At 45.9% G+C, this 24,673-nt stretch carries 16 protein-coding genes; 3 read left to right on the top strand and 13 right to left on the bottom strand.

Going from position 1 to position 24,673, the window contains the following annotated elements:
* Window positions 1-154: 154 nt before the first annotated feature.
* The 9 genes from HXT56_RS03740 to HXT56_RS03780 all read right to left on the bottom strand — a co-directional run bounded on the left by HXT56_RS03740 (window position 155) and on the right by HXT56_RS03780 (window position 11,478).
* Window positions 155-1,555, bottom strand: coding sequence for a hypothetical protein (locus tag HXT56_RS03740; RefSeq protein ID WP_421777753.1), 1,401 nt, complete (start codon window positions 1,553-1,555; stop codon window positions 155-157).
* A 361-nt stretch (window positions 1,556-1,916) separates the two neighbouring features.
* Entirely contained in the window at window positions 1,917-3,200 is a 1,284-nt protein-coding gene (locus HXT56_RS03745) for a deoxyguanosinetriphosphate triphosphohydrolase (protein ID WP_421777754.1), read from the bottom strand.
* Window positions 3,201-3,287: 87 nt separating this feature from the next.
* A complete protein-coding gene (alr, locus tag HXT56_RS03750; RefSeq protein WP_421777755.1) occupies window positions 3,288-4,640 on the bottom strand; it encodes an alanine racemase in 1,353 nt (450 codons plus the stop codon).
* A 158-nt stretch (window positions 4,641-4,798) separates the two neighbouring features.
* Entirely contained in the window at window positions 4,799-5,341 is a 543-nt protein-coding gene (locus HXT56_RS03755; protein WP_119487228.1) for an N-acetyltransferase, read from the bottom strand.
* Window positions 5,342-5,365: 24 nt separating this feature from the next.
* Complete coding sequence (locus HXT56_RS03760) at window positions 5,366-5,860, bottom strand: S-ribosylhomocysteine lyase (RefSeq protein WP_421777756.1); 495 nt, start codon at window positions 5,858-5,860, stop codon at window positions 5,366-5,368.
* 102 nt (window positions 5,861-5,962) lie between these two features.
* Complete coding sequence (locus HXT56_RS03765) at window positions 5,963-7,603, bottom strand: ABC transporter ATP-binding protein (protein WP_421777757.1); 1,641 nt, start codon at window positions 7,601-7,603, stop codon at window positions 5,963-5,965.
* A gap of 7 nt (window positions 7,604-7,610) precedes the next feature.
* Window positions 7,611-8,459 carry an ABC transporter permease gene (locus HXT56_RS03770; protein ID WP_421777758.1) on the bottom strand — a complete coding sequence of 283 codons (849 nt, stop codon included), beginning with the start codon at window positions 8,457-8,459 and terminating at the stop codon, window positions 7,611-7,613.
* A gap of 58 nt (window positions 8,460-8,517) precedes the next feature.
* Window positions 8,518-9,483, bottom strand: coding sequence for an ABC transporter permease (locus HXT56_RS03775; RefSeq protein ID WP_421777759.1), 966 nt, complete (start codon window positions 9,481-9,483; stop codon window positions 8,518-8,520).
* A 255-nt stretch (window positions 9,484-9,738) separates the two neighbouring features.
* Window positions 9,739-11,478, bottom strand: coding sequence for an ABC transporter substrate-binding protein (locus HXT56_RS03780; RefSeq protein WP_421777760.1), 1,740 nt, complete (start codon window positions 11,476-11,478; stop codon window positions 9,739-9,741).
* Window positions 11,479-12,008: 530 nt separating this feature from the next.
* On the opposite strand from HXT56_RS03780, the gene pdxS reads away from it, so the two are divergent.
* The 3 genes from pdxS to HXT56_RS03795 all read left to right on the top strand — a co-directional run bounded on the left by pdxS (window position 12,009) and on the right by HXT56_RS03795 (window position 15,392).
* Window positions 12,009-12,842, top strand: a complete 834-nt coding sequence (gene pdxS, locus HXT56_RS03785; protein WP_240612637.1) for a pyridoxal 5'-phosphate synthase lyase subunit PdxS — start codon at window positions 12,009-12,011, stop codon at window positions 12,840-12,842.
* Entirely contained in the window at window positions 12,839-13,444 is a 606-nt protein-coding gene (pdxT, locus tag HXT56_RS03790) for a pyridoxal 5'-phosphate synthase glutaminase subunit PdxT (RefSeq protein ID WP_421777761.1), read from the top strand. The genes pdxS and pdxT overlap by 4 nt, the downstream gene beginning before the upstream one ends.
* Before the next feature lie 664 nt (window positions 13,445-14,108).
* Complete coding sequence (locus HXT56_RS03795) at window positions 14,109-15,392, top strand: ATP-binding protein (protein ID WP_421777762.1); 1,284 nt, start codon at window positions 14,109-14,111, stop codon at window positions 15,390-15,392.
* 540 nt (window positions 15,393-15,932) lie between these two features.
* Here the strand turns inward: HXT56_RS03795 and HXT56_RS03800 are convergent.
* The 4 genes from HXT56_RS03800 to glmS form a co-directional block, all read right to left on the bottom strand.
* Window positions 15,933-20,021 (bottom strand): BspA family leucine-rich repeat surface protein, encoded by a 4,089-nt coding sequence (locus HXT56_RS03800; protein WP_421777763.1) that lies wholly within the window; start codon window positions 20,019-20,021, stop codon window positions 15,933-15,935.
* 300 nt (window positions 20,022-20,321) lie between these two features.
* Window positions 20,322-21,089 carry a type III pantothenate kinase gene (locus HXT56_RS03805; RefSeq protein WP_421777764.1) on the bottom strand — a complete coding sequence of 256 codons (768 nt, stop codon included), beginning with the start codon at window positions 21,087-21,089 and terminating at the stop codon, window positions 20,322-20,324.
* A 123-nt stretch (window positions 21,090-21,212) separates the two neighbouring features.
* Window positions 21,213-22,649 (bottom strand): extracellular solute-binding protein, encoded by a 1,437-nt coding sequence (locus HXT56_RS03810; RefSeq protein WP_421777765.1) that lies wholly within the window; start codon window positions 22,647-22,649, stop codon window positions 21,213-21,215.
* A gap of 16 nt (window positions 22,650-22,665) precedes the next feature.
* The gene (gene glmS / locus HXT56_RS03815; protein ID WP_421777766.1) at window positions 22,666-24,597 is read right to left on the bottom strand and encodes a glutamine--fructose-6-phosphate transaminase (isomerizing); all 1,932 of its coding nucleotides are present in this window, start codon (window positions 24,595-24,597) and stop codon (window positions 22,666-22,668) included.
* Window positions 24,598-24,673: the final 76 nt, after the last annotated feature.

Here is a 24,673-nt window from a genome sequence, read left to right on the forward strand (position 1 = left end):
GCGTTTCTAATCACAAACCCCTGTAGTTAAGCCCGTATAAAGAATAGGCCTTACGTGCAAGCAAAAGCAAGCGCGCAAGGCCAAGGAGAAAGCACATATGAAGTTGTATTGAAATTATTAACTGAAGATGACAAGCGGGCGGAACCGCTCGATGTTACTCTGCAAGCAACGCGTCAAAATCAGCATCAAGTAACGACTCAAGGGAGGAATTCAACTCATCTAAGTCCAAATCCTCGAAATCGAAATCGAAATCAGCTGAATCGGCAGACTTAGAATCGGAAGACTTAGAATCGGCAGCGAAGTCGGATTCGATAGTGCCAATGAGTTCATGGAATTCTGGCGTGTCAACATACTTAACTAATTCAGTCCACCAATCCTCATCTTCTTCAGCTTCCGAAATTTCCGGTACTTCCGAAATTTCCGGCACTTCTGGTTCTACTTCTGCTGGAGATTCGGCCGCTGGAGCTTCTGGAGTTGCAGGAACTTCAGGGGTCTTAGCTTCTGGTGCTGCATTTTCAGGTGCATTAGCCTCAGGCGCTGCAGGTGCATTTTCTTCTGGCGCCGCGTTTTCAGGTGCCTTTGCTTCTGGTGCTGCAGGCGCCTTTACTTCAGGAGCCGCAGGTGCTGGAGCCGGAGCGGAAGGAACAGAAGGAACAGGAGCAGAAGGAACTGGTTTACCATAATTAGCGATGGCATTCTTAACAGTCTGAGACAACTTAGCATTGAACTCTTTATCGGCAGTTTCAGCAGTTTTTGTATCAGCAAGCGTTAATTGCAAGAAAGTCTTATCGCCGAATCCATTTTTAACTGCAAGGAATTTGAGAGCAGCTTCCTTTTCGCCTTCAGTAGAAGGAACCTTGTTATCCCTAATCATTTCAGCTGCGTTAATATTTTTGTTATAAACGTCTTCTTGAGGTTTGCGCAACGTCTTTAGAGCGTCGTTGTACTTTGCAATCTGCTTTGCTGAGATCTTTTTATCTGCACCATCTTTACCTTTACCGGTGATAAATTGGCTTTTGAATTCTTCAAAAGATATTCCAGTTCTAGCAACAGATTCTATGGCGCTATCATCGTTGAAATCTGTTTCATCGTTTGGACCTGAAGGATTCACAGAACCAACTTTACCAACTCCGTTTGCAGCAGCTTGCTTAACAGCCTCCACATGAGACTTGGATGCAGCAACAGCCGCTTCCTTTAATTCTTTAAGCTTTTCTGCACTCTCACCATTTTTCAAGGCCTTTACGTAGGCATCGTTTTTCTTGAGAGATTCAGCGAATTTTGTTTCGCTGTTGCGTTTAATAGTAGCCTTATGAGCCAATTCCTTAAGATTTTTAAGTTCTTCTTCGCTCTTATTCTTAGATGGGTCCAAAGCCTCCACATAGTCTTTATTGGCTTTAAAATAATCGTTAAAAGAGCTAGAACTCTGAGCAACATGAGCGTTGTTGGCGACGCTGTGATCGTCAGCATACGCAGTATTGGTAAAACCACATACAGCTACAAAAGCTGAAACAGTCAGACCGGTGGCGGCAACAGTTTTCGTAAACTTGGTATTCATATTGTTCCTTAAATCCCTTTCTCCATGCAATCTACACGAAGAAATATTGCATTAGCATTTCTGTTTTACGGCGATGAGCCGCGCTTGTTAGTAAAACCTGAGTGAGAATTAAGTAAAACTATCAAGTACTAAAAATATACCATATACCCGTATACAGCAGTCAATAAAATAGAAAAAATATACAAAGGAGCAGAAATAATTATTCTTTTCTTGCGATTTTACAGAAAAATTTTCAGATTAAAGTAGGATCTAATTACCAATTTTCGGCATTATTAAGCCATTTATAACAGGACACGCCGAAACCCCCTCCCCCTAAGAATTTTGGCTTAACAAAAGCAAAAGCTAACTCAGCATACGGCGCCTAGCAAAGAGCCGCATGAAGCGCAGCAGCTGATCCATCCGTAAGACTTGCCACCTGATCAATCGCCACACGCAAACGCTCATTATCGTTACTGCACTCGTTCCAATCGCCCATAAACACTGCCTCCATAGCATCGTGCGCACGCGGCGACTTACTCATAAACACTTCCACCAAATCCGTCAGAATCTTCTGCTCACGCCTATAAAACTCGTGTTCTCTAGGCTCAATCACAAAATGCACTGCCAAACTTTTTAGCATTACAATCTCATACGAAGTATCTTCTGGAATCACAACATTCGCACGGTAACGAACCAGAGGACCGTCACCGTAGCAAGCGCGAGTGGCATGCTCGACAGATCTTGCGAAACGTCCAATCAGCGCACTCGTAATATTCTTAAGCTGCGCCAACGCTCGCCTGGAACCATCGAAAGAATCAGGGAACATGTTAAGAGAACGCAAACGACCCAAAGCTGCCAAAAGCTTGTCAGCATCCCACTGATTCCCATACCATGCGTGCATTTCGTCAATAACCTGATCCACTATGTTAGCATCCGCCACCAAAGCAGGGTCGAAAGCGCCCGTCACAATCGCATCTTCAACATCGTGCACGCTGTAAGCAATATCGTCAGAAAGATCCATTATTTGACATTCCATTGGTTTTGTTTCGTGCGGAGCGCCACGTTTTAACCACTCAAAAACCTCACAATCGTCCGGGTAGACACAGAATTTTAAGTCTCGCTCTCCCTTGTCGTGAGCTTGAGCTTCTTCTAATCCCCACGGGTACTTTACGGCAGCATCAAGTGCTGCACGCGTAAGATTCACTCCGGCACTGCGGCCGTTTTCGCGGAAAACTTTCGGTTCCAAGCGCGTAAGTAAACGAAGCGTTTGCGCGTTGCCTTCAAAACCGCCAATATCCTCCGCAATTGCAGCGAGCGCGCGCTCACCATTGTGTCCAAAAGGAGGATGCCCTAAGTCGTGCGAAAGGCAGGCGCAGTCAACCACGTCCGGATCGCAACCTAGCATCGCAGCAATTTGCCTACCAATTTGCGCCACTTCCAACGTATGAGTAAGCCGCGTGCGAGCAAAATCGTCCGATCCCGCCACAAACACTTGACTTTTAGCCCCGAGACGACGCAATGCCGACGAGTGAATAATGCGCGCACGGTCTCGTTCAAAAGGCGTGCGAGCGCGAGTGTGATGAGGTTCACTAGCCCAGCGTTCAGTGTCATGCAAATCGTATTCGCCTACGACTTCGTTATCTGAAGCAATCACTTCGTCGCACATCGCAAACCTCTTTCATATTTCAAATCAAGCTTTATTTCATATCAGGCTTTATTTCAAATCAAGCTTTATTTCAAATCAAGCTTTATTTCATATCAAGCTTTGAGCGTCAAGTTTTGCAATATCGCAATCGTCCAACACTTCGTAAGCGTTGCGATACAATCGCGGAACGCGAGGGCCAATACCAGTCATTATTTCGTAGCTTATTGTGCCGGCAGCCTCAGCCCAATCGTCCGCTGTCGGTTCGGCGTAATCCACTCCTCGCCCAGGTCCAAAAAGCGTTACCGTATCGCCTTCATGCACACCAAGTTCTTCCGCATTCCCCTTTAAATCTACGATGAACTGGTCCATGCACACGCGCCCCGACACATTCAGTATGCGCGCACCTTGCGTTGTTTCAACGCGCACAGGGCCTCCCGGCTTATCGACATGTCGTGTTCCTTGCATATCGAATCCGGAAGCGGAACGTACAATGCCGTCCGCGTAGCCGAGTGGCACAATGGCAGTGCTGGTGTTGTCCGGGGTTAAGTAAGTGCGTCCGTAGGAAATTCCGTGCCCCGCTTCCACTGATTTTACTGTGCCGAGTTGGGCTTGAAGTGTCATTGCTGGAGTTAATCCGTACGTTTGCGACGTCCCCATTGAAGGGTCTGGCTCATATCCGTACAAACCAATGCCCGGACGCACAAGTTCAAAACGGATTTCCGGACGATTGAGAGTTGCAGCAGTATTGGCTAAATGACGGATTTGCGGCGCTACTCCAGCCTCACACATTCTGTGCGTAAACTCGTGGAATTGCTGAATTTGTCGATCGGTTGCGTCCACAAATTCTGGCACATCTGGCGAGTCTGCCACGGCCAGATGGCTCCATTGCCCAACAACTGTTATAACGCCTTCGTGCGCGTAGCTGCTGAGTTTGGCAAGCGCATTATTAAAGCCTGCTGGAGTGAAGCCGTTTCGCCCGAAACCGGTGTCTACTTTTACGTGCACGCGCGCCGGTTTATGTAAGACTCGCGCAGCCGAAGCCACTGCATCAAGAGAGTCAAGGGAGCCGACAGAAATGTCGATATTGTTGTCGATAAGATCAGCAAAAGGCGTGGTTGGTGCGCTGGTAAGCCACGTAAGAATATGGCAACGACTCTCACTGATGCCAGCTTTGCGCAAACGTAACGCTTCGTATGGTTGCGCTGTGCCGAGCCATGTTGCACCGCCTGCTAAAGCAGCCAAAGCACACGGCAATAATCCATGTCCGTAGGCGTCTGCTTTTACTACTCCCATTACTTCTGGAGCGTGTTGCCCCGGTTCCACATCTTGCCCAACTCGCAAAACCAGCATGCGCATATTGTCGCGAAGTGCACGCAAATCGACAATTACCTGCCCTGGGTATAGCCGTAAAGCGCGAGCATAGTTTTCCGCCAACATTGTTGCAATATCGTTTGTATTCATCACTCACCTGTTACTTGTGCTCGTTATTACGCTTTACTTATTACGTAATTTTATAGTAGTGGATAGTAGTAAATAGTGGATAGTAGTAAATAGCTGTAAATTTGCGGTAAATAGCGGTAAATAGTAGAAGCAGTACACGTACGTTTGGTACCGTCTATTTATTGCATCACATGATTACAAGAGCGCATCCATTGGTAAGCAATACGCGTCGCACTATGCGCTCGGTCAGGAATAACAACCAGTCCACATCGGCTAAAACCGGCGCGAGTAATCACTTTTTGCATAATAAGATTGTCTGGATGAGTGTCGATACGCACGTTATTGTAGTGCTGCTTGGTCCATTGCAAGCATTCCGTCGCCATTTTTGGACGAATTCCGGAGGACGCAAGCCTGTGAATAGTAACGTACGGCAACACGTCGTCAAGCCACGCTCCGTCGATATGTGCGTATACTTCGTCAAGCCCCTCGCATACAGCAAACTGCGCTAGAATACGTTCTTCGCCACTATCCGGGTCGATGTCAACAATTAAGTTGAACCGCCGCAAACGAATGTCTTCAACAACACTTGACATTAACGGAAAACTATTGCCCCACTGGTGCGGATTGCCCGTAGTGCGCATAAATTTGCGAGCATTTTCGTAAATATGTTCAATATTGCGCACGTCACCTAACGTCGCTTTTCTTAATGCTATATCTTTCATGCTAGCCTCTATACCAAGATTACTTCACACAATCTTACGTTCAAAAGGATCTGAACTAATTCCTTTCGCAAGAATATCTTTACACCACTGCTGAGCACCAAATAAGCTATGATCTCGGTAATTTCCGCAAGATTCTATAGTGGTTGCAGGAACATCATCCCAAGTCGCCTTAAATGCAATAAACTCAAGCGACTCCTTCAAAGCGCGAGCAACATCTTCAGTACTGTGTTCACCCCACGTAAGTAAGTGGAATCCGGTTCGGCAACCAAATGGCGAGCAGTCAATATAACCATCAATTCGCTCGCGAAGCAGCACCGCAAGAGTATGTTCAATCGTATGCAATGCGGCGGTTGGTATCGCTTCTTCGTTTGGTTGCGTCAAGCGGATATCGTAATTTGAAATTACATCTCCGTGAGGGCCGTGTTGCGTATCAATATAACGCACGTAAGGTGCCTTTACTTTTGTATGATCAAGTTCAAAACTTTCCGGACGCGGATGCGAAACTGCACACTCACTCATAATCTATCCCTCACTTACTGTTGCGTTCCTATTACGTTTTCACTCTCTATATTAGACGGTACGCGTCAAATAAGTTGGGAAGATTGAGTTTAGAGCATTGGTTTAGAGCATTGACGCTTTTACAAGATCTTTAGTGTAGTCGTGCTGCGGATTGTTAAGTACGTCGGCTACGCTTCCAGATTCAACAATTTTCCCTTCTTTAAGAACAATAACTCGCTCTGCTAAATGCTGAATCATTCCTAAATCGTGGCTTACGAAAATGCAGGACATTTTTGGGCGATCTTTTCGAATAGCAGCAAAAGCGTCGAGAATACGAGTGCGCTCAGCAACGTCAATTGCGCTCATTGGCTCGTCTGCAACTAAAACGCGCGGATTGTTTATAAGCGCGCGAGCAATTGCAACACATTGCGCTTGGCCGCCAGAAAGTTCGTGAGGGTATTTTTCCGCAAAATCATTTGGATTTAAGCCAACTAGTTTTAGCACGTCGTCAACTCGCTTATTAATAGTTGCGTCGTCTAATTGAAGCGATTTTTTCCAAATATTAAGCGGTTCTGCAACGCTTGAGCGTACGGTCCAACGCGGGTCGAGTGCAGCAAATGGGTGTTGAAAAACTATAGCGGTTTCTTTTCGAATATTTGCAGAAGATTTTGCAGAAGATTTTGCAGAAAAATCAGCAGAAGATTCAGCAGAATTTACTATTTTCCCGTCGTAACTAACGCTTCCTTCGCTAATCTTTTGAAGACCTAAGATTGCGCGAATAAGTGTTGTTTTGCCGCTTCCGGAACCGCCTATAATTGCTAACGATTCGCCAACTCGTAGGCTTAAATCTACACCTTTGAGTATTTCGGTACGATTTCTTTCGTGACCAAGTGTTACGTGAATATTTTTTGCAGAAAGTAAGATTTCGTTATTTTCGTTACTATTTTCGTTACTATTTTCGTAACGTTTTTCGCTACCAAACGTATCGCATTGTGTTACGCGCAACGTAAGCTTTCTAGCAGCTTCAACAAGTTGCTTTGTTGAGGCAACTTGCGGATTTTTCAACAAATCTTGCACATCCGCACTATCGACCAATCGACCCGAATCAAGCACATAGCAACGTTGAGCTGCGCGAGATAACACTGAAAAATCGTGCGTTACGAACAGCATAGACGCACCCATATCGTCAACAAGCGAAGTCAACATATCTACCACATCGCGTTGAGTTACGGAGTCGAGTGCTGTAGTAGGCTCATCTGCGAGAATAAGCCGAGGAGACGTAATTAATGCCGTCGCAATACCAACTCGCTGCTGCTGGCCACCCGAAAGTTCAAAAGTACGCTGAGACGCAAGTTTGCTCGCCAACCCAACCTTTTCAAGCATAAGACACACACGACGATGGATGTCTTGCGAATCGAGCTGATAATGCAAACGCAACGGCAGTGAAATCTGCTCTTCAACACTCAACATAGGATTAAGCGCACGATTTGCCTGCTGAAATACCACTCCCACGTATTTACCGCGAAGGCGCGCCAACAAATCATCCGAAGCACCAACCGTCTGCGTTTCGCCAAGCTTACACGAACCAGTAATATGAGCAGACGACGGCAACAAACCCGTAGCGGCACGAAGTAGCATGGATTTTCCAGAACCAGAAGACCCCACCAAACCAACGCGCTCACCGTCCGCAACACTCAACGACACGTTGTTAAGAATACGAGTATCACCAAGGCTTAACGACAAATTTCGTATATCTAAACTCATATCCTGCCTACTTTACTTGTTTTCCTAGCGACGGGTTGGTAACTTCACGTATCACATCTCCAAAAAGATTGAGCGCAACAACCACCACCGTTACTATGAGTCCAGGCCAAACCACAGCCAAAGGATTGACGTGAATAAGCGTCACCGACGTCGCCAACACACGCCCCCAACTCGGTACTCCCGAAGGCACACCTACACCCAAGTACGTTAAACCACTTTCCGCTAAAATTACCGTTCCCGCAGAAAGCGAAAGTTGCACCATCGCAATCGGCATAATATTAGGAAATACGTGACGAAAAAGCACATAACTTCTTCTCGAACCTTGCGAAATTGCAAAAGTTACGTAATCGGATTGCAACACTAGTTGCGCACTTGGGCGCACAATACGCGCCAAATTAAGCCCGTAGCCAACCCCGCACGCAAGCATAATCACAACCACACTCGCACCAAGCGGCACAGCCAGCATAAGAGCAATCAGCACCGTAGGAATAGAAATTAGCGCATCTACCGCCATAACACTTATCGCACTCACGAATTGCGAACGCGCAATCATCACGCTTAATAAGCAAGCACCAATAGCAGATGCAATCAGCACCGTACACAGTACCAGCAACAGCTCAACGCGAGAACCAGCCATGAGCCAACTGAGCATATCCGAACCAGTACCATCCGTGCCAAGCCAGTGCTTCCACGACGGCTTCTGCCATACCTCGTACCCGTTTGTTTTCAGAAGTGGATAAGGCGTCCACAATAGCGAAATTGCAGCAATAGCAATCCACAACGCAAGCACAGCGCACACAAATTTCCCAAAAGCAGCGTGCCACACACTTCGCAACAAACGCAACAAATGACGCATATAAGTCACCTTCTTACCAACATTTGCCAACTTCTACCAACACACGAGACGACAACATTCAGTCATATACCTGCTGCGACAAACGCGGATCCAACGCACGATGCACTATATCAACCAACAACCCAACAAACAAAAACAGCGCAGCAAGCATGAACAGCTCCCCCTGAACCGCAATCAAATCACGCAAACCAACGTCACGCACCATACCCATACCCATGCCAGGTAACGAAAACAGGTTCTCAATAACCATCACGCCCATAACCATGTGAGCAAAAGTTAAACCGATAACAGACACAAGTTGAGGAAGCGCCAAACGCAAACCAACACGCCACATAACCTGCCTACGAGTCATGCCGCAAGCCATAGCCTGGTAAGCAATCTCACTGCGCGAAATATGCTCAAGAGTGGCAGCAGTATAACGCATAAAGCTAGAACCGACGATTATGCCAACCGTAAGCGCCGGCAACAGTAGTGAAAGAAGCGCCTCACCACATTCACTCCAACCATCAGTCGGAAAACCCTGAGTAGGAAGCAAACTAATAACGCCAATACCGCGCCCAAATAGCAAAATCAGCAGCATACCGCCCCACAGAGCCGGCACGGAACCAGCGGCGAGCGCCGTAAAACGAGCTACAGCTTGCGGCACCTTACCCTCGTGCGTAACCTGCCAGCAACCAAGCGGAATGCCAAGAATAAGCGCAAAAGCGAGGCCTAGCAAAATCAGCGGAAACGTAATAGTCGCGCGAGCTGCAATCATGCTTGCTACGGACCTACCGGTAAGCATAGATACGCCGAAATCGCCTCGCAAAACTCCGAAAAGCCAATCGGTATATTGCGTAAAAAGCGGCTTATTTAAGCCAAGCTCAGCCCGCAGCTGCTCAACTTTGCCATGAGGGGAATTAAGACCAGCCATAACTTGCGCGACGTCGCCCGGAAGCACGCGAAGCGCAAGAAAAACGGCCGCAGAAATGCAAAACAGGGCTGCAATAAACAGCAGCAACCGTTGGCATATCATGCGAAACATAAATCGCCTCCTTTTTATGGGCTTACAGTCCAAGTGCAGCGCAAGCACAGCGCAAGTACGGCGCAAGCACAGCGCAAGTATACAAATTCAGACACTAGTGCAGATTACTCGCTGCGTTAGTGTCCCATTTTGCTGATTTTGGGACACGCACGCAGATTACTCGCTGCGTTAGTGTCCCATTTTGCTGATTTTGAGACACTCGCGCAGATTACGCGCTGCGCCAGTGTCTCTAGATTGCGACTAGCAAATCCAACATTAGCTAAGGCGCAGATTGTAAAGCGGCAAAAGCTCCTGATTCATGTCGAACGGCATACCCTCGAGAGCCTTCACTTTCGCAGTCACCACGCGATAATTAAACAGCCAATCAGCCGGCGCGTCCTTGCTAATAATGCGTGCAGCCTCAGCAAGCAATTTAGCAGAATCGCTCTCGGACGCACTAAGCATTGCCTTAGCGTACAAATCTTGCACCTGCTTATTGTCGTAACCGTAGTAGTAAGTAGGATCCGCCCACTGGCCAAAATCGTGGCTTTCATTGTGATCGACCATCGACAAATCGTACTGCTTATTCTTATACACATCCTGCAGCCAAGTAGTAAACTCAACCACATTCACTTTCAAATCAATACCGGCTGGCTTAAGCTGCGAGCGCAATTGATCACCAAGTTGCGTGCCGTAAATATTCGGATAAGTAAGCGAAAGTTGCAATGGGTGAGATTCGTCGAAGCCGGCTTCTTTCATAAGCGCCTTCGCACGACGCAAATCATGCGGATACAATTTCGTCAAATCCTCATAACCCGGGTCGAGAGATGGAATTGGGCCGCCAAGTGCCACATCCGTGCCTCCTCGAGACGCAATAATCTGCTTGTGATCAATCGCGTAACGAATCGCCTCACGCACACGCTTATCCTTAGTGCGCTCACCCTTCATGTTCATTGCAAGCACAAATTTATCGGTGCCGTTCCCAGCTCGCACAACGTAACGCTTAGTATCATCCTTAAACGGCTTAGCAAGCTGCCCGGAAATAGGCGCTAACGCTTGCACAGCCCCCGAAGAAAGCGCGTCAACAGCAGCGTTGTCGTCCACAAAGTAGCGCACAACAATTTTGCTGGTTTTAGCAGGATGAATACCCTTATAGCGCGGATTTGCCTTCAAAACAACGCGATCGTTCGGCACGAACTTGTCAATTAAGTACGGACCGGAACCAACCGCCTGCGTTTTAGCATCATAACTAGCGTTTCTGTCGAACACTAAACCGGAACGGCTGCACAAAGCCCACAACAGCTTAGCGTTAGGTTCCTTAAGCGTAATCTCGAAAGTATAATCGTCCTTCGCTTTTGCCGACTCAACTTTGCCAACCATATTCGAGCCGCGATACTGCTTAGAAACAAGCTCATTAAACGACCACGCTGCGTCCTTTGCCGTCAGTTTGTGACCGTTAGAAAACGCGGCATTCTTACGCAAATGGAACGTGTAACGCAAGCCGTTTTTGCTAACTTCCCAGCTTTTTGCGAGAGATGGAGAAACTTGGTTTTTTGCATTTCGCGCAACCAAGCCTTCGTATACGTTGCCGATAAGCAGCTGGTCGAGTGAGGAACCGGACTGGTTGCGAATATCGAGGTTCGTAGGAGCAAGTTTGAGTCCGATTGTGACGGTTTTGTGCGACACGGTGTTTGCTGCGTTTGGAGTAGATTGACGCGGGCCGCCGGTAAACGTTGCAAAAATTGCACTAACCACCGCGATAGTAATAATGGCTAAACTGAACATCCAAGCTTTGCCAAGCTTACGTCGTGCGGCAGGTTGCGACGATTTTTCAGCATCGTTCAGTGAAGCGTCCGTGCTCGCGCCGTAAGCTGCACTCGTTGAACTTACGTGGCCTGCGTCTGTTGCGTTTGCTTTAGACGCACCATTTTGTGCTTCGCGCTGAGCCTTACCAGAGAATGTTTCGGTCGCGTCGTTTTCTTTGTACGCGCCTTCCTCGGGTTTCGTGTTACCCATACCATAAACCTTTCTAAATGGCATTGAAATATTAAATTGTTATCTTTAATTAAATTGTTATTTTTTATTGCGTTTTATTAAATTTTTTAATTGCTTGACGCTTGATTACATAGTGACACAAGTCGCCAGCCCTACCAATCGTAGTCTATTGACAAACCAGGCTCACCGTAGATTCCCTCAAAAAACTCATCAATAATTTGTACTAACACAACACAAAAAATTTATACTAACGAAATACGAGAATTTGTACTAACGTAATACGGCACAATACGAACGCAATATGAATATGATTTTAATCACACGCACTTGTGGCACGCGCGGTTGTAGTATTTATTAGGTATATCCTACGAATGTGGTTAAATTCCAACAGAACGTAAACTTGCAAACGTACGCAAACGCGCATAATACATCTAATAAAGCGAGGAATGATGTCTGAAAACTTGAATACTGCAGCAACCGTGAATGAATCCTCGGATCCGCAAAATAAGAGCGGCGAAGACCGCACCGCTTTGAACCGTCAGTTGGCTCAAATGCTTAAGGGCGGCGTGATTATGGACGTCACCACCCCTGAGCAGGCAAAGATTGCTCAGGATTCTGGAGCTTGCGCTGTTATGGCTTTGGAGCGTATTCCTGCGGATATTCGCGCAGCCGGCGGCGTTTCTCGCATGAGCGACCCAGCTATGATTCACGGAATTCAAGAGGCTGTGTCTATTCCTGTGATGGCAAAGTGCCGTATCGGTCACTTCGTTGAAGCGCAGGTTCTTGAGGCTATTGAGATCGACTACATCGATGAAAGCGAAGTGCTTTCCCCAGCCGACGACGTTTACCATATTAACAAGCGCGACTTTGCTGTGCCTTTCGTGTGCGGCGCCAAGGATTTGGGCGAGGCGCTGCGCCGAATTAACGAAGGCGCTTCCATGATTCGCACCAAGGGTGAGCCGGGCACTGGCGACGTGATTCAGGCTGTGCGCCACATGCGCATGATGAATTCCGCAATTCGCAAGCTCACCAGCATGCGTGAGGACGAGCTTTTTGAGGAAGCTAAGAATTTGCGCGTGCCTTTCGAACTCGTAAAGTACGTTGCGCAAAACGGCAAGCTTCCTGTAGTGAACTTCGCCGCCGGTGGCGTTGCTACCCCAGCCGATGCTGCTTTGATGATGCAGCTTGGCGCCGAGGGCGTATTCGTTGGATCCGGCATCTTTAAGTCCGGCGACCCAGCAAAGCGCGCGGCCGCAATCGTTAAGGCTGTAACTAATTACAAGGACGCTAAGCTGATCGCCAAGCTTTCCGAGAATTTGGGCGAAGCTATGGTTGGCATCAACGAGCAGGAAATTAAGCTTTTGATGGCTGAGCGAGGCGAGTGATTTTGTCAAACTCACCTATCAATACTGATAACTCCACTACTGGTAAAACTGTAGCTGTTTTAGCTGTTCAGGGAGCTTTTCTTGAGCATCGCTTGATGCTGGAAAAGCTTGGCGCGCGGGTTATAGAGCTTCGCCAGGCGCGCGATTTGGAGCAGTCTTTTGACCGACTCGTGCTGCCTGGTGGCGAGAGCACAGTGCAGGCTAAGCTTCTTCGCGAGCAAAATATGCTCGAGCCTTTGCGCGAGAGGATTGCTGGCGGCATGCCGGTTCTTGGAACTTGCGCCGGCTTGATTTTGCTTGCAAAGAACGTGGAAGGTAACGAGGTTAACGGCTTCGGCACGCTTGACGTGACGGTTAAGCGCAACGCTTACGGCCGCCAGCTCGGAAGCTTCCACTGCGAGGCTGATTTTGGCGATCTTGGCAAGGTGCCTATGACGTTTATTCGCGCGCCTTATATTGCGGAAGTCGGCTCTAATGCTGAGGTGCTTGCAACTGTTGACGGTCACGTGGTGGCCGCGCGCCAAGGCAACCAAATCGGCACATCCTTCCACCCGGAGCTTGACGACGATACGCGAATCCACCAGCTTTTCCTGGATTTGTAAATTGGATTAGCGCTCCGACCTGCTTTCGCGCATAAAGCGTAGCGCGCGAAGGCAGGGCAAGGTTATGTGGCTGTGAAAGATAGGAATTACTTGTCTCGCAGCGCTACGCTCCTATACCTTATTTGGACTAGTGGATAGGTAGTTAAGTTTAGTTTTTTGCTTACTTTCTCTGCAGAAACAGTATTCATCAACAAGACTATTACTATCGCTCCGCTTTTATATTGCTCGACCAAGCAATTCCTATCTCTCACACGTAAATTCACCCATCGCTCTCAGAAGCACAACCGTAAAACTTCCGACTGTTTTGGGCGATTCCGACATTCCCCATACACGCTTGTAAAGTAACTGTCACTTTTTGGCGAGATTTCGTTAGTTTCGTTACGCGTGTGTAAAGCCAATAACGATTTTTCGTAAGTTTCCGTTTTTTACTTTACACGCATGTAAAGGGAGTAACGTGTTTAAGGCGCTCACGCTCTCTAAACGTACGAAAGCACGTCGTAGCACACACAGCAACAACAAAGTTTTTAACGCGGACGTCAAAAAGTCATCAAAATACGAAAGTTTTTAACGTAGACGTCAAAAACTTTGAATTTCATGTAAGTTTTTGATATTATGGTTAAAAAGTTAGAAAAGTGGAGTAAATGTTCAAAAAAGGGGGCTTGCGGTGATATATAATTCAGAAACACACACGCTCATAAATCGCCCAGAATACCTAAACCAGCTTATTGAACATAAAGACGTAGACTTGGTGAAAATCGTAACTGGAATCCGAAGGTGCGGAAAGTCCTCTCTACTTGACCTTTTCCACGAGCATCTACTTAATTCCGGTGTAAACGAAGACCACATTATCCACATGAACCTTGAGTCGCTCAAATACCGAAACATTACAAATTACACGGAACTGTACGATTATATAAGCGAACGAATTCCAGCAGACTGCGCAGAAAGCAACAAATCCACAAACACAAGCAAATCCACAAAAACGTACCTTATTTTTGACGAGCTTCAAGCCGTAGAACATTGGGAAAAAGCAGTAGAATCGTTCCGAATTGACTTCAACGTTGACATTTACATTACAGGATCCAACGCGTACTTACTTTCCAGCGAATTTTCAACACTACTAGCAGGTCGCTATGTTGAAATCCGCATGCTACCATTATCCTTCAAAGAATTCCTGGACTTTTACAACTTCCCAGCAAACGCATCAACAGACGAAAAGTTCCAAAAATACCTGCAATTTGGCGGAATGCCGGTGCTAAGCGAATACAAATTCAACGAGCCGCGTAGCATGCAAGCTTTGGAAGGCATATATTCAACCGTTATTTTACGAGACGTTTTACAAAGAAACGAAAAAGCAGACCAAGTTGTTTTACAAAAACTTATGACTTTCTTATGCTCGACTATTGGCAGCACAACTTCCCCAAACAACATAAGCAAATCGCTTAGAGCTGAAGGAGATATTGAAAAAACTACAGTATCTGTTGCTAGCAAAACCGTTAGCGATTACATACGCATGCTAAGCAACGCTTTTATTATTTTTCCAGTACAACGCTACGATATTCAAGGCAAAGAGCTTCTGAAAACGCTTGGGAAAAATTACATTATTGACTTAGGTTTTCGCAATATGCTTTTAGGATACAGAGGGGCAGATCGCGGACACATTATAGAAAACGTTGTATTTCTTGAACTTATTAGACGCGATTATCGCGTTTATATTGGAAAAGTTGGTAGCGCGGAAGTAGATTTTGTTGCAGAAAAGCCTAACGAAAAAATATATGTTCAGGTGACCGAAAGCATGCAATCTCCAGAAACGCGCGAACGCGAGCTGAAGCCACTACGCGCCATTAAAGATAATTACGAAAAAATCGTAATTTCAATGGATCGCGATTACATAAACTCTTACGACGGCATTAAGGCGATTAACCTTACAGATTGGTTGCTTAAGTAAGCGCGCAATGCAGCGCTCAAGCAGGCGCTTTGACCGAGCTTGAAATCATTGGGATTTCAAGCTCCGTTTTCGTAGCGAGCGTCCTGGCAGTTTTATGGAACATTCTCCGGAGTTTTTTCTCCGGCAAATGTTCAAAATCACTAAACCGACATTTCCTTTACAGTCATGTAAAGAAAAAATCGAAATCAAGCCAAAAAACGATTAAAACTTTACAGCCACGTAAAGGAAATGTCGAAATCAAGACAAAAAACGACAAAAACTTTACAGTCGCGTAAAGGAAATGTCGAAATCTCGCCAGAAAGCGATTAAAACTTTACAGTCGCGTAAAGGAATAATCGCGCGCGCTAAATCGCAGCGCTCAGGCAGGTCGTCAGCGCACACCAACCACAACCTAGTTTCTAAGTATCACCACACTAACCTGCCCTGCCTTCGTCAATCGAGACGAAGGCAGACCTCGCTTGCGTTGAAAGCACACCGTGCTTTCAACTTGAGCAAGCTCGGCGCTCCGAGTTGCTTTCGCGCGCGCTACGCTTTAAGCGCTCAGGCAGATCGTCGCGCAAACGCCCCAGCAACAGCGAACATTGAGAACAGTCCAATCGACAAGAACGTGAACATAACAGCCGACTGGCCGCCAGTATGCGGCAAAGGCACTGGCTTAACAAAGGTCTCCAAATAGTACATCGTGTTGAAGAACGCTAAAGGCGACTTTGGATCGCTAACAGGCACAGCACCATTTTCACCTTCGCCAAGTTCTTTCCATTCACAAGTTTTTCCACTTGACTTCTTAAACATGATTTTATAAGTATTACCCTGTTTTTCTTCAGACGATTCAGGATCTTCAGAAACTTCCTCTCCTTCGCCCTCGTCATCTCTTACAGATCGCGATTTCTTTATAGATCGCAACTTCTTTACACGCAATTTCAACCTTGCACTGCGCGAGTCAGAATCAGTATCGCCATCACTAGGGTCTTCACCAGGTTCATCATCACCAGTACCTTTGCCCGATTGAGAATCTATAGCGCTTCGCAACTTTGATGCGAAACTACTTTTAACAATTTTGTACGCGTAATCTTGTAAAGATTCGCCTTCATCCTTCGTTATATTAGTCGAATCATACAACGCAGAAACATAGTAAGTAGTGCCACCAGAATCACCGCTACCATCACACTTACACGAATCCATATCGCCAGGCTCCATCAGCTTAGCGTGAATAGGAATGTAGTAGTTATTTGTCGGAGAGGCTAAAATCTTATCATTATCAGTTATGACTATATTATTGCTTTTAGTCGGATCATCCTCATTCATCGAGAATATTTCACCACTACTAGCAAAATGAGTTACTACAGGATCATCAGGGTCAGGAAGATCTGGATCAGAATTATCAAAATCTTTAGACTGCAAATTATTCGCAATCAACGTGCCTCTAAAACCACTGAACATACTATCAACGTAAAAGTAATGTTTGCTCTCATCATCAGGGTTAGCATTAGCCAAAGGTGTCTTCGATTTTGTAAAAGTCTTATTGCTGAAATCTAATACGAAATTGTCGCTGCTTTCTGCTCCTGCATTGGAAAACATTGAACTAAGATCCGTAACTTTTGAAATATCCCACTTGCTTAAATCAGCAGTGCCCGTAAGTTTTTTGCAATCCGCAAACATGCTAGACATATTCGTTACATTGCTAACATTCCAGCCGCTCAACGCACTTATATCAGTCAGATTATCAGCACCGATTTCGTCAACATCAGCACGGCTGAACATTCCGCTCATATTAGTAACATTGCTCACATTCCAGCTTCCTAGACCATCAAGAGATTTTAGTCCCACACACGCCTTAAACATTCCGCTCATATTAGTAACATTGCCAACCTTCGTTGCCCACTTACTCAAGTTTTCAAGACTCTTCAGTTTTTCACAATCATAAAACATGAGAGGCATGTCTGTAACTTTGCTAACATCCCAAGTAGCCAAAGGCTCAATACTCTTCAACAATTTACATGCACTGAACATGCTACTCATATTCGTAACACTGCCAACATTCCAGCCGCTCAATGCACTTATATCAGTCAATCCTTTTGGAGGATCATTGTAGGTATTAGCGCAACCGCTGAACATTTCATGCATATCTTCAACATTGCTAACATTCCAGCTTGCTAAACCCTCAAGAGTGTTTAAACCACTACAACCGCTGAACATTTCATGCATATCTTTAACTTTGCCAACATTCCAAGTAGCCAAAGACGCTATGCTAGTAATAGCTCTGCACTCGTTGAACATGCTATTCATGTCTTTAACTTCGCCAACATTCCAATTAGCCAAAGACGCTATGCTAGTAATATTGTTGCATCCATTGAACATTCTAGCTGTGCTAGTTAATTCTTTCGTACCACCGCCATTTGTTGCCCAGTTAGATAATCCACTGATATCATAAAGGCTAGTGCACTTTGAAAACATGTCATTCATAGATGTAACTTTACTTACATTCCAGTTTTTTAAACCATTAGTCTTTTGATCACCAGTATTTTGAATGTTTTGGCACACCGCAAACATTGCCCTCATGTCTGTAACCTTGCCAACATTCCACTCACTCAAAGGTTTTAGCGAATCAACACCTTTGCAGTATTCGAACATACTGATCATTGACCCTACGTTTTGAGTATGCCACTTTTCCAAACCATTAAGATTTTGTAGACTCGCGCAACCTTCAAACATTCTGGTCATGTTTGCAACCTTGCCAACATTCCACTTATTCAAAGGTTTTAGCGAATCAATCACCATTAGGCCCGCATACCCACCATTAAGTTTATTGTGTTCAGTGTAGTTATTAATAACAGACGCGAACATGCCCTTCATGTCTGTAACCTTGCTCACATCCCACTCACTCAAAGCCGCAAGCGATTTCAAGCTCGTGCACCCTTCGAACATGTTGCTCATGTCTGTAACATTGCCAACCTTCTTTGCCCAACTACTCAAGGCACTTATATCAAACCCCTTCTTATCCGCAGCCGTATACTTAGGATCAGAATCATACGGATACTGAGCCTTACACTCATTCTCATACTTCTTAGAATCTTTCCCCTCATCCTTAGCTCTCTGCTTAGCATCCTTTATACAGTCATCATATTTCTTTTTCTCATCCTCATACGCATTAACCTTAGACACAAAATCAGAATTAGAAGCGCATTGACTGAACATTCTACTCATGTTCGCAACCTTGCTAACATTCCAATCTTTCAAAGCCGCAATCGATTTCAAGCTCGTGCGCCCCTCAAACATTCCAGACATGTTCGTAACACTGCCAACATTCTTTGCCCAACTACTCAAGGCACTAATGTCTGTTAAATTGTCTGAACCATATACAAATTCATCCTTTTCACTGCCCAGTATCTTAGTCCCTTTACCTTTGAACATGTTGCTCATGTTCGTAACACTGCCAACATTCCAATTAGCCAAACCATCAAGTTTTACAATAAAAGTACACCCCTCAAACATTCCAGACATGTCTGTAACACTGCCAACCTTCTTTGCCCAACCACTTAAACCACTAATATTATCTAAATACGTGCACCCCTCGAACATGTTTTTCATGTCCGTAACCTTGCTAACATTCCAATCGCTCAAACCTTTAAGATTTTCAATACCAGTGCACCCTTCGAACATGCCCTCCATGTTCGTAACCTTACTCACATCCCAATCTTTCAAATCACCTGAATTACCAAATTGAGCATTCGAATAAAATAATCTAATATTCAGTGAGGAATCCTTAAACAGATACGACATATCTGTAACATTACTTACATCAAAGTTTTTGCCATTACCAATGTAAGAAACGTTTGCCCCCGAAAAAAGACCTTCCTTACCTTTTGACAAACTACCGTAGCCATACGCTTTAACACCTTCTCCAAAATGGATTTCGCTACCATCAGCAGGGAGAGACTTAATTTTTTCACGAATAGCACTAAATTCCCCACCCCGTTCGGCACTGATAGCACATTTATCTCCACCTGATTGAGACGTAATCGTGACTTTAGTATTATCCTCGTTAACTTTAGCCACACAAGCAGGAAGTGCTTTAACTTGTTCTAGGCTTAATTTCTCCATAGCCCCAGTGCTGCGATCTTGATCCTTAGCTTTTTTATCTTTGCCATCTTTTTTGGCATCTTTTTTGGCAGCCTTGCCATTAGCTTTGTCAGATTTGTCTTTACCCTTGTCGGCACCATTGCCAGCAGTGTTCCCGGCACCATTGCCAGAATTATTCTTATCTACAGACCCCACCCCATTAGGATTTTCACTATTCCCATTACCAACTTTATTGTCTGTTACTTTATTGTCTACATTATTATTTTTACCAGTTTCCCCCTTAACTTCCCCTTTAGTCTCTTTTTTATTATCAGTTTCGCCTTTAGCAACTCCCCCTTTAGCCCCTTCATTACCGGCTCCCCCTTCACCCGACTTACTCTGACCCTTATTATTCTCAGTAACAGCGGCCAAGGCAGCAGCAAACAATGGATTCTTCGTTATGTTGGCATAAGCCACCCCAGGCAGCACTGCCACGCTTAAAATCATAGAAACTACGCACGAAACGGCACCAATTGTCGAAAGAATACGATGTTTCCTACTCTCCTTCATCAATCTTCCTCTCATGTGAGCAAATCCCCTGCCGGCGCATAAACGATGCACAAAAAACAAGCGCGCATCAAAGAAAGTTCACCGGCGAACGCAATCTTTACACATAACTATTCATTATTATACGCCTAAATGCGAAAAATTGGTATAACAACTTACTAATAACAAATTTATACAGCAAATTTTTATAACAAATCTCCGCACCAAACGAAGTCGCTATGACGAATATCCGCACCAAACTAAATTGTTATGACGAATAGTCACAACACTAAAGTCACACTACAGCACTACAGCACTACCGCACTATCTCAGGTTGCGCTTATAAATTTCATCCATACCTTTGAAAATCAAGTCAGGATCGTAAAAGTCAATCGTTTTCACATCCTTCTCAAACAATCTACCCAATCCGCCAGTAGCAATTACCTTAAACGGCTCGTCAATCTCAATCTTGAACTGCTCAATAGTGCGCTCAATTCCGCCCAAAAAACTGTAGTATAAGCCAGCTTGCATGGCAGGTCTAGTTGATTTTGCGAGAACAGACTTCGGCCGCGCAATTTCAACTTCCGGAAGCTGAGCCGTGTTATCCCACAATGCTGCAGCCGCGGTACGTATACCCGTGCAAATCAAACCGCATGTAATAGCTCCGCTTTTATCAACATAGTTGTAAGTGGTTGCAGTGCCGAAATCTATTACAAGCGCTGGCCCACCGTACTCATTAAACGCGCCAACGCAATCAGCCAAGCAGTCAGCTCCAAGAGAACGCGGCTCATCAATTCGAATATTCATGCCTGTTTTAACGCCAGGGCCAACAATCATAGGATCAACATGCAAAAACTTTATAATACTCGCGCGGAATGAGTGCATAACTTTTGGCACTACGGACGCAACAATAACATCCTCAACATCGCTCACCTTAAATCCGCTTAAATTAAGGAATTGCGTAATCATAATTCCGTACTCGTCGGAAGTGCGGTTTGATTTAGTTGTCATGCGGTAGGTTCCCACAATGCGATTGTTTTCCAAAAAACCAAGCACAATATTCGTGTTACCAATATCGACTGCTAATAACATTTTGCTCTCTTTCCTTAAAGTTTTTATAAGCTTAAGTAATTATTTTAATATTCAACTTACTTTACTAATTAACTTACTTTACTAATTAAGTTACTTTAATAAATAATCACTTTAATAATTAAGTTACCTCATAATAAAGCCCTGATTGTAGCCGTATTCTTGCAAATCCTTGCTCCACAGCTTAAGCCCGTCTTTTAAGGAAATTCTAGGGCCAGGATCATCCGGAAGCCAAAGTTGACTTCCGTCGTCCTGAGTAATTCCGGCATCAATCATTTCTTGAACATTCAAGCGCGCGCGCGATTTTCTACTCCAATCGTACGCTTGACCAATAGTCGACCGAAAATCACTACGCGAATACACTTCAAACGGCAAATACCGGTACCCCGTACTTACACGGTTAGCAGCCTCAGCAAATACGCGATTAAACTTTTGACCACCAAAATACGGTATGTCAATTCCGCGCGAATCACGAATAGTTGTACGATTCAAAAATGCTGAATCCCCAAGCGTCACAACATCCGCAGGAAACGCTCCACCGCTCACGCGCGTATTAATACCCTGCATGTCATGGCACACAAAATTCACGAAACGCATAGCCGCTTCCGGCTTTCGGCTTGACTGCAACACCGACAGCGCAGAACCGCCCATTTCCGCATTGCGCTTCTCGCCGTGCAAAGTAGGAACTTGCGCAACTTTCCACAACCCTGCCGTACCAGGCACATTCTCAAGCAGCAGCGACGGCATCCACGCTCCAGCAAATACGGACGCAATTTTGCCAGCCCCAACACCATTCTTCCAACGCTGCGTCCACGTAGTAGTGCGCGTATCAATTAAGCCTTCGTCAATCATAGACTGCCAAAACTTAGTAAAAGCCTGAGTTCCCTTGTCGTACCCTAGTCGAACAGTCACCGTTTTGCCGTCGTGCGAAGTAATAAAAGGCTTACCTCCAGCAAGCCAAATCATAGCGTTATAGAAGCTCGCATCCCCCGAATCTGCAGCAATATACACGCCAATATCTTTCAGCTTTCGAGCGGCGTGACGATAATCTTCCCAAGTGTGTATTTGCGTTGCGTCCACACCAGCCTGCTTAAAAACGTCGTCGTTATAAAACCATGCCATTGGCCCAGAATCCATAGGCAAACCGTACACGCGCCCACCCAATTGCACAGACGACCACGTACCAGGAGTGTAAAACGTTTGCGTACCTTGCACGCGATCCGTAATATCTAGCAACTGACCGCTAACAGCGTATTGTGGAAGCGCAAAATACTCAAGTTGCGCAACATCTGGCATACCGTAGCCGTCTTGAATAGCGCTGTTGAGATTGTTGTATCCGCTAGTATCTTTTACTACTACGTGAACGTCCGGATTGAGCCGCTCAAATTGTGCCGCGAGCCGCTTCATACTTGGCTCCCACGACCACACGGTAATGCTCGTGCGGGCGTCAGCATGAGAGCAGCCTGAAGGAAGCGCTATCGCAAACACGCATAAAACTAGCAGCAGTAGCCGCCTCAAACGCTTGCCCAGCTGCAAAATTGTTGCGAACACACGCACACGCATAAAACAGCCGCCCGCACTATTCCACAGTTACAGATTTGGCGAGATTTCGCGGCTTGTCGACGTCGTAGCCTTTCAATTTAGCCATATCCATAGCAAACAATTGCAACGCAACTACGTCAACAAGCGGACTTAAAAGCGTCGGGCACTCAGGTCTCCAGAACACAATATCCGCATATCTTGCAGCGTCCGGATCACCTTCTTCCGCAACCGCTATAGTAAACGCTCCACGCGCTTTGACTTCTTCAATTCCAGAAATCACTTTCGCGTGCAAAACGTCGCGTCCGCGAGAAGACGGCACAATTACCACCACCGGCTCACCGGCATCAACCAGCGCAATCGGACCATGCTTAAGCTCGCCTGCTGCAAAACCTTCCGTAAACGTGTACGCAATTTCCTTAAGCTTCAGAGCGCCTTCCATAGCAACCGGGTAACCAACATGCCTACCTAAGAATAAGAAAGACTTAGCTTCAAGCGTATGCTCAGCCGCTCTCATAATTGTGTCAGATTGCGTATCGAGAACTTGCTGGATTTTACTTGGCATAGCTTTGAGTTGCGCCACAATTTGCTGAATTTCGTCGCGATACATTGTGCCTTTTACTTGTGCCAAATAAAGACCAAGCATATAAGCTGCCACAATTTGCGCTACGAAAGCTTTCGTAGAAGCAACAGCAATTTCCGGACCAGCATGCGTGTAAAGCACAGCATCGGATTCGCGCGGAATACTAGAACCCTGAGTATTACAAATTGCAAGCACACGACTTCCCTGCTCGCGCGCGTGACGCAAAGCCATAAGCGTGTCCATCGTTTCGCCAGATTGCGAAATAGCAACAACCAGCGTGCGATGCGTCAAAATAGGATCGCGGTAGCGAAACTCGTGCGCAAGCTCCACCTCAACCGGCACACGCACCCAATGCTCAATCGCATATTTTGCAACCAAACCGGCGTAACTTGCCGTGCCGCAAGCAACAACAATAATCTTGTCAATCGCGCGCAACACATCCTGACCAATATGCACTTCGTCAAGAACAATATTCCCCTGCGCGTCAAAACGACCTCGCAAAGTGTCGGCAACAGCGTGTGGATCCTCATGAATTTCCTTATCCATAAAGGAGTCCCAACCGCCTTTTTCAACAGCAGACGCATCCCAATCAACTGTAAAACACGTAGGATTTTCCACGACTTTGCCGTCAAAATCAGTAAGCAGCAAGCCAGCTTTACCAGCGCCATCAACATCGTCGTCAATATCGCCGTCAATATTGCCAATGCAAACAGCCTGATCTTGCCCGACTTCCAAAACACGATCCGTATAAGCCACAAAAGCAGCCACATCCGAACCCAAGAAATACTCGCCCTCGCCAAGGCCCACAACCAGCGGCGAATCATGACGAACAGCAGCAACAATACCTGGCTGACGAACGTCCACAGCTAAAAGCGTAAAAGCACCCTTAAGCATTTTCGCAGTGCGACGAATAGCCGTAAACAAGTCCGGCTTACCGGTTTCTTCCACGATTTCGTTCGCGACCTTACCAAGCAATTTTGCCGCAACTTCCGTGTCGGTTTGGGAAGAAAATTCGTAGCCTTCTTCGTGAAGTTGCTCTTTTAATACCACAGCATTTTCAATAATACCGTTGTGAATAAGCGCGATTTTGCCGTCAGCACTCGTGTGAGGATGCGCGTTTACGTCGCAAGGAGCACCGTTAGTAGCCCAGCGAGTATGACCAATAGCTGCGCTAGCTTCCGGCATAGGATTTGCGCTAATATCTTCTCGCAATACTGCAAGACGACCCGCCTTTTTGCGCACAGCCACGCGATCCATTCCAGGAGCAACCAACGCCACACCTGAAGAATCATATCCGCGATACTCTAAACGCTCTAATCCACCTAAACAAACTTCCAAAGGTTTTGCGCAAACTTTTCCAAAACCTGCGTATCCTACAATGCCACACATAATCTTCTATTGTACGATATGCGAGCGAGCGCACGCCAGAGACGCACATAACAACACGCAAAAAAGTGATGCAAGT

Origin of the sequence: Gardnerella nova, from assembly GCF_049244055.1 — a bacterium.
GTDB classification, from domain to species: domain Bacteria; phylum Actinomycetota; class Actinomycetes; order Actinomycetales; family Bifidobacteriaceae; genus Bifidobacterium; species Bifidobacterium vaginale_H.

What these genes read in the sequence shown, in the direction of transcription:
- HXT56_RS03775 (WP_421777759.1), bottom strand. Translation starts at nt 9,483, where the DNA reads ATGTTTCGCATGATATGCCAACGGTTGCTGCTGTTTATTGCAGCCCTG.
- HXT56_RS03780 (WP_421777760.1), bottom strand. Translation starts at nt 11,478, where the DNA reads ATGGGTAACACGAAACCCGAGGAAGGCGCGTACAAAGAAAACGACGCG.
- HXT56_RS03745 (WP_421777754.1), bottom strand. Translation starts at nt 3,200, where the DNA reads ATGTGCGACGAAGTGATTGCTTCAGATAACGAAGTCGTAGGCGAATAC.
- HXT56_RS03740 (WP_421777753.1), bottom strand. Translation starts at nt 1,555, where the DNA reads ATGAATACCAAGTTTACGAAAACTGTTGCCGCCACCGGTCTGACTGTT.
- HXT56_RS03805 (WP_421777764.1), bottom strand. Translation starts at nt 21,089, where the DNA reads ATGTTATTAGCAGTCGATATTGGTAACACGAATATTGTGCTTGGTTTT.
- glmS (WP_421777766.1), bottom strand. Translation starts at nt 24,597, where the DNA reads ATGTGTGGCATTGTAGGATACGCAGGTTTTGGAAAAGTTTGCGCAAAA.
- HXT56_RS03755 (WP_119487228.1), bottom strand. Translation starts at nt 5,341, where the DNA reads ATGAAAGATATAGCATTAAGAAAAGCGACGTTAGGTGACGTGCGCAAT.
- pdxS (WP_240612637.1), top strand. Translation starts at nt 12,009, where the DNA reads ATGCTTAAGGGCGGCGTGATTATGGACGTCACCACCCCTGAGCAGGCA.
- HXT56_RS03810 (WP_421777765.1), bottom strand. Translation starts at nt 22,649, where the DNA reads ATGCGTGTGCGTGTGTTCGCAACAATTTTGCAGCTGGGCAAGCGTTTG.
- alr (WP_421777755.1), bottom strand. Translation starts at nt 4,640, where the DNA reads ATGAATACAAACGATATTGCAACAATGTTGGCGGAAAACTATGCTCGC.
- HXT56_RS03760 (WP_421777756.1), bottom strand. Translation starts at nt 5,860, where the DNA reads ATGAGTGAGTGTGCAGTTTCGCATCCGCGTCCGGAAAGTTTTGAACTT.
- HXT56_RS03770 (WP_421777758.1), bottom strand. Translation starts at nt 8,459, where the DNA reads ATGCGTCATTTGTTGCGTTTGTTGCGAAGTGTGTGGCACGCTGCTTTT.
- HXT56_RS03800 (WP_421777763.1), bottom strand. Translation starts at nt 20,021, where the DNA reads ATGAAGGAGAGTAGGAAACATCGTATTCTTTCGACAATTGGTGCCGTT.
- HXT56_RS03765 (WP_421777757.1), bottom strand. Translation starts at nt 7,603, where the DNA reads ATGAGTTTAGATATACGAAATTTGTCGTTAAGCCTTGGTGATACTCGT.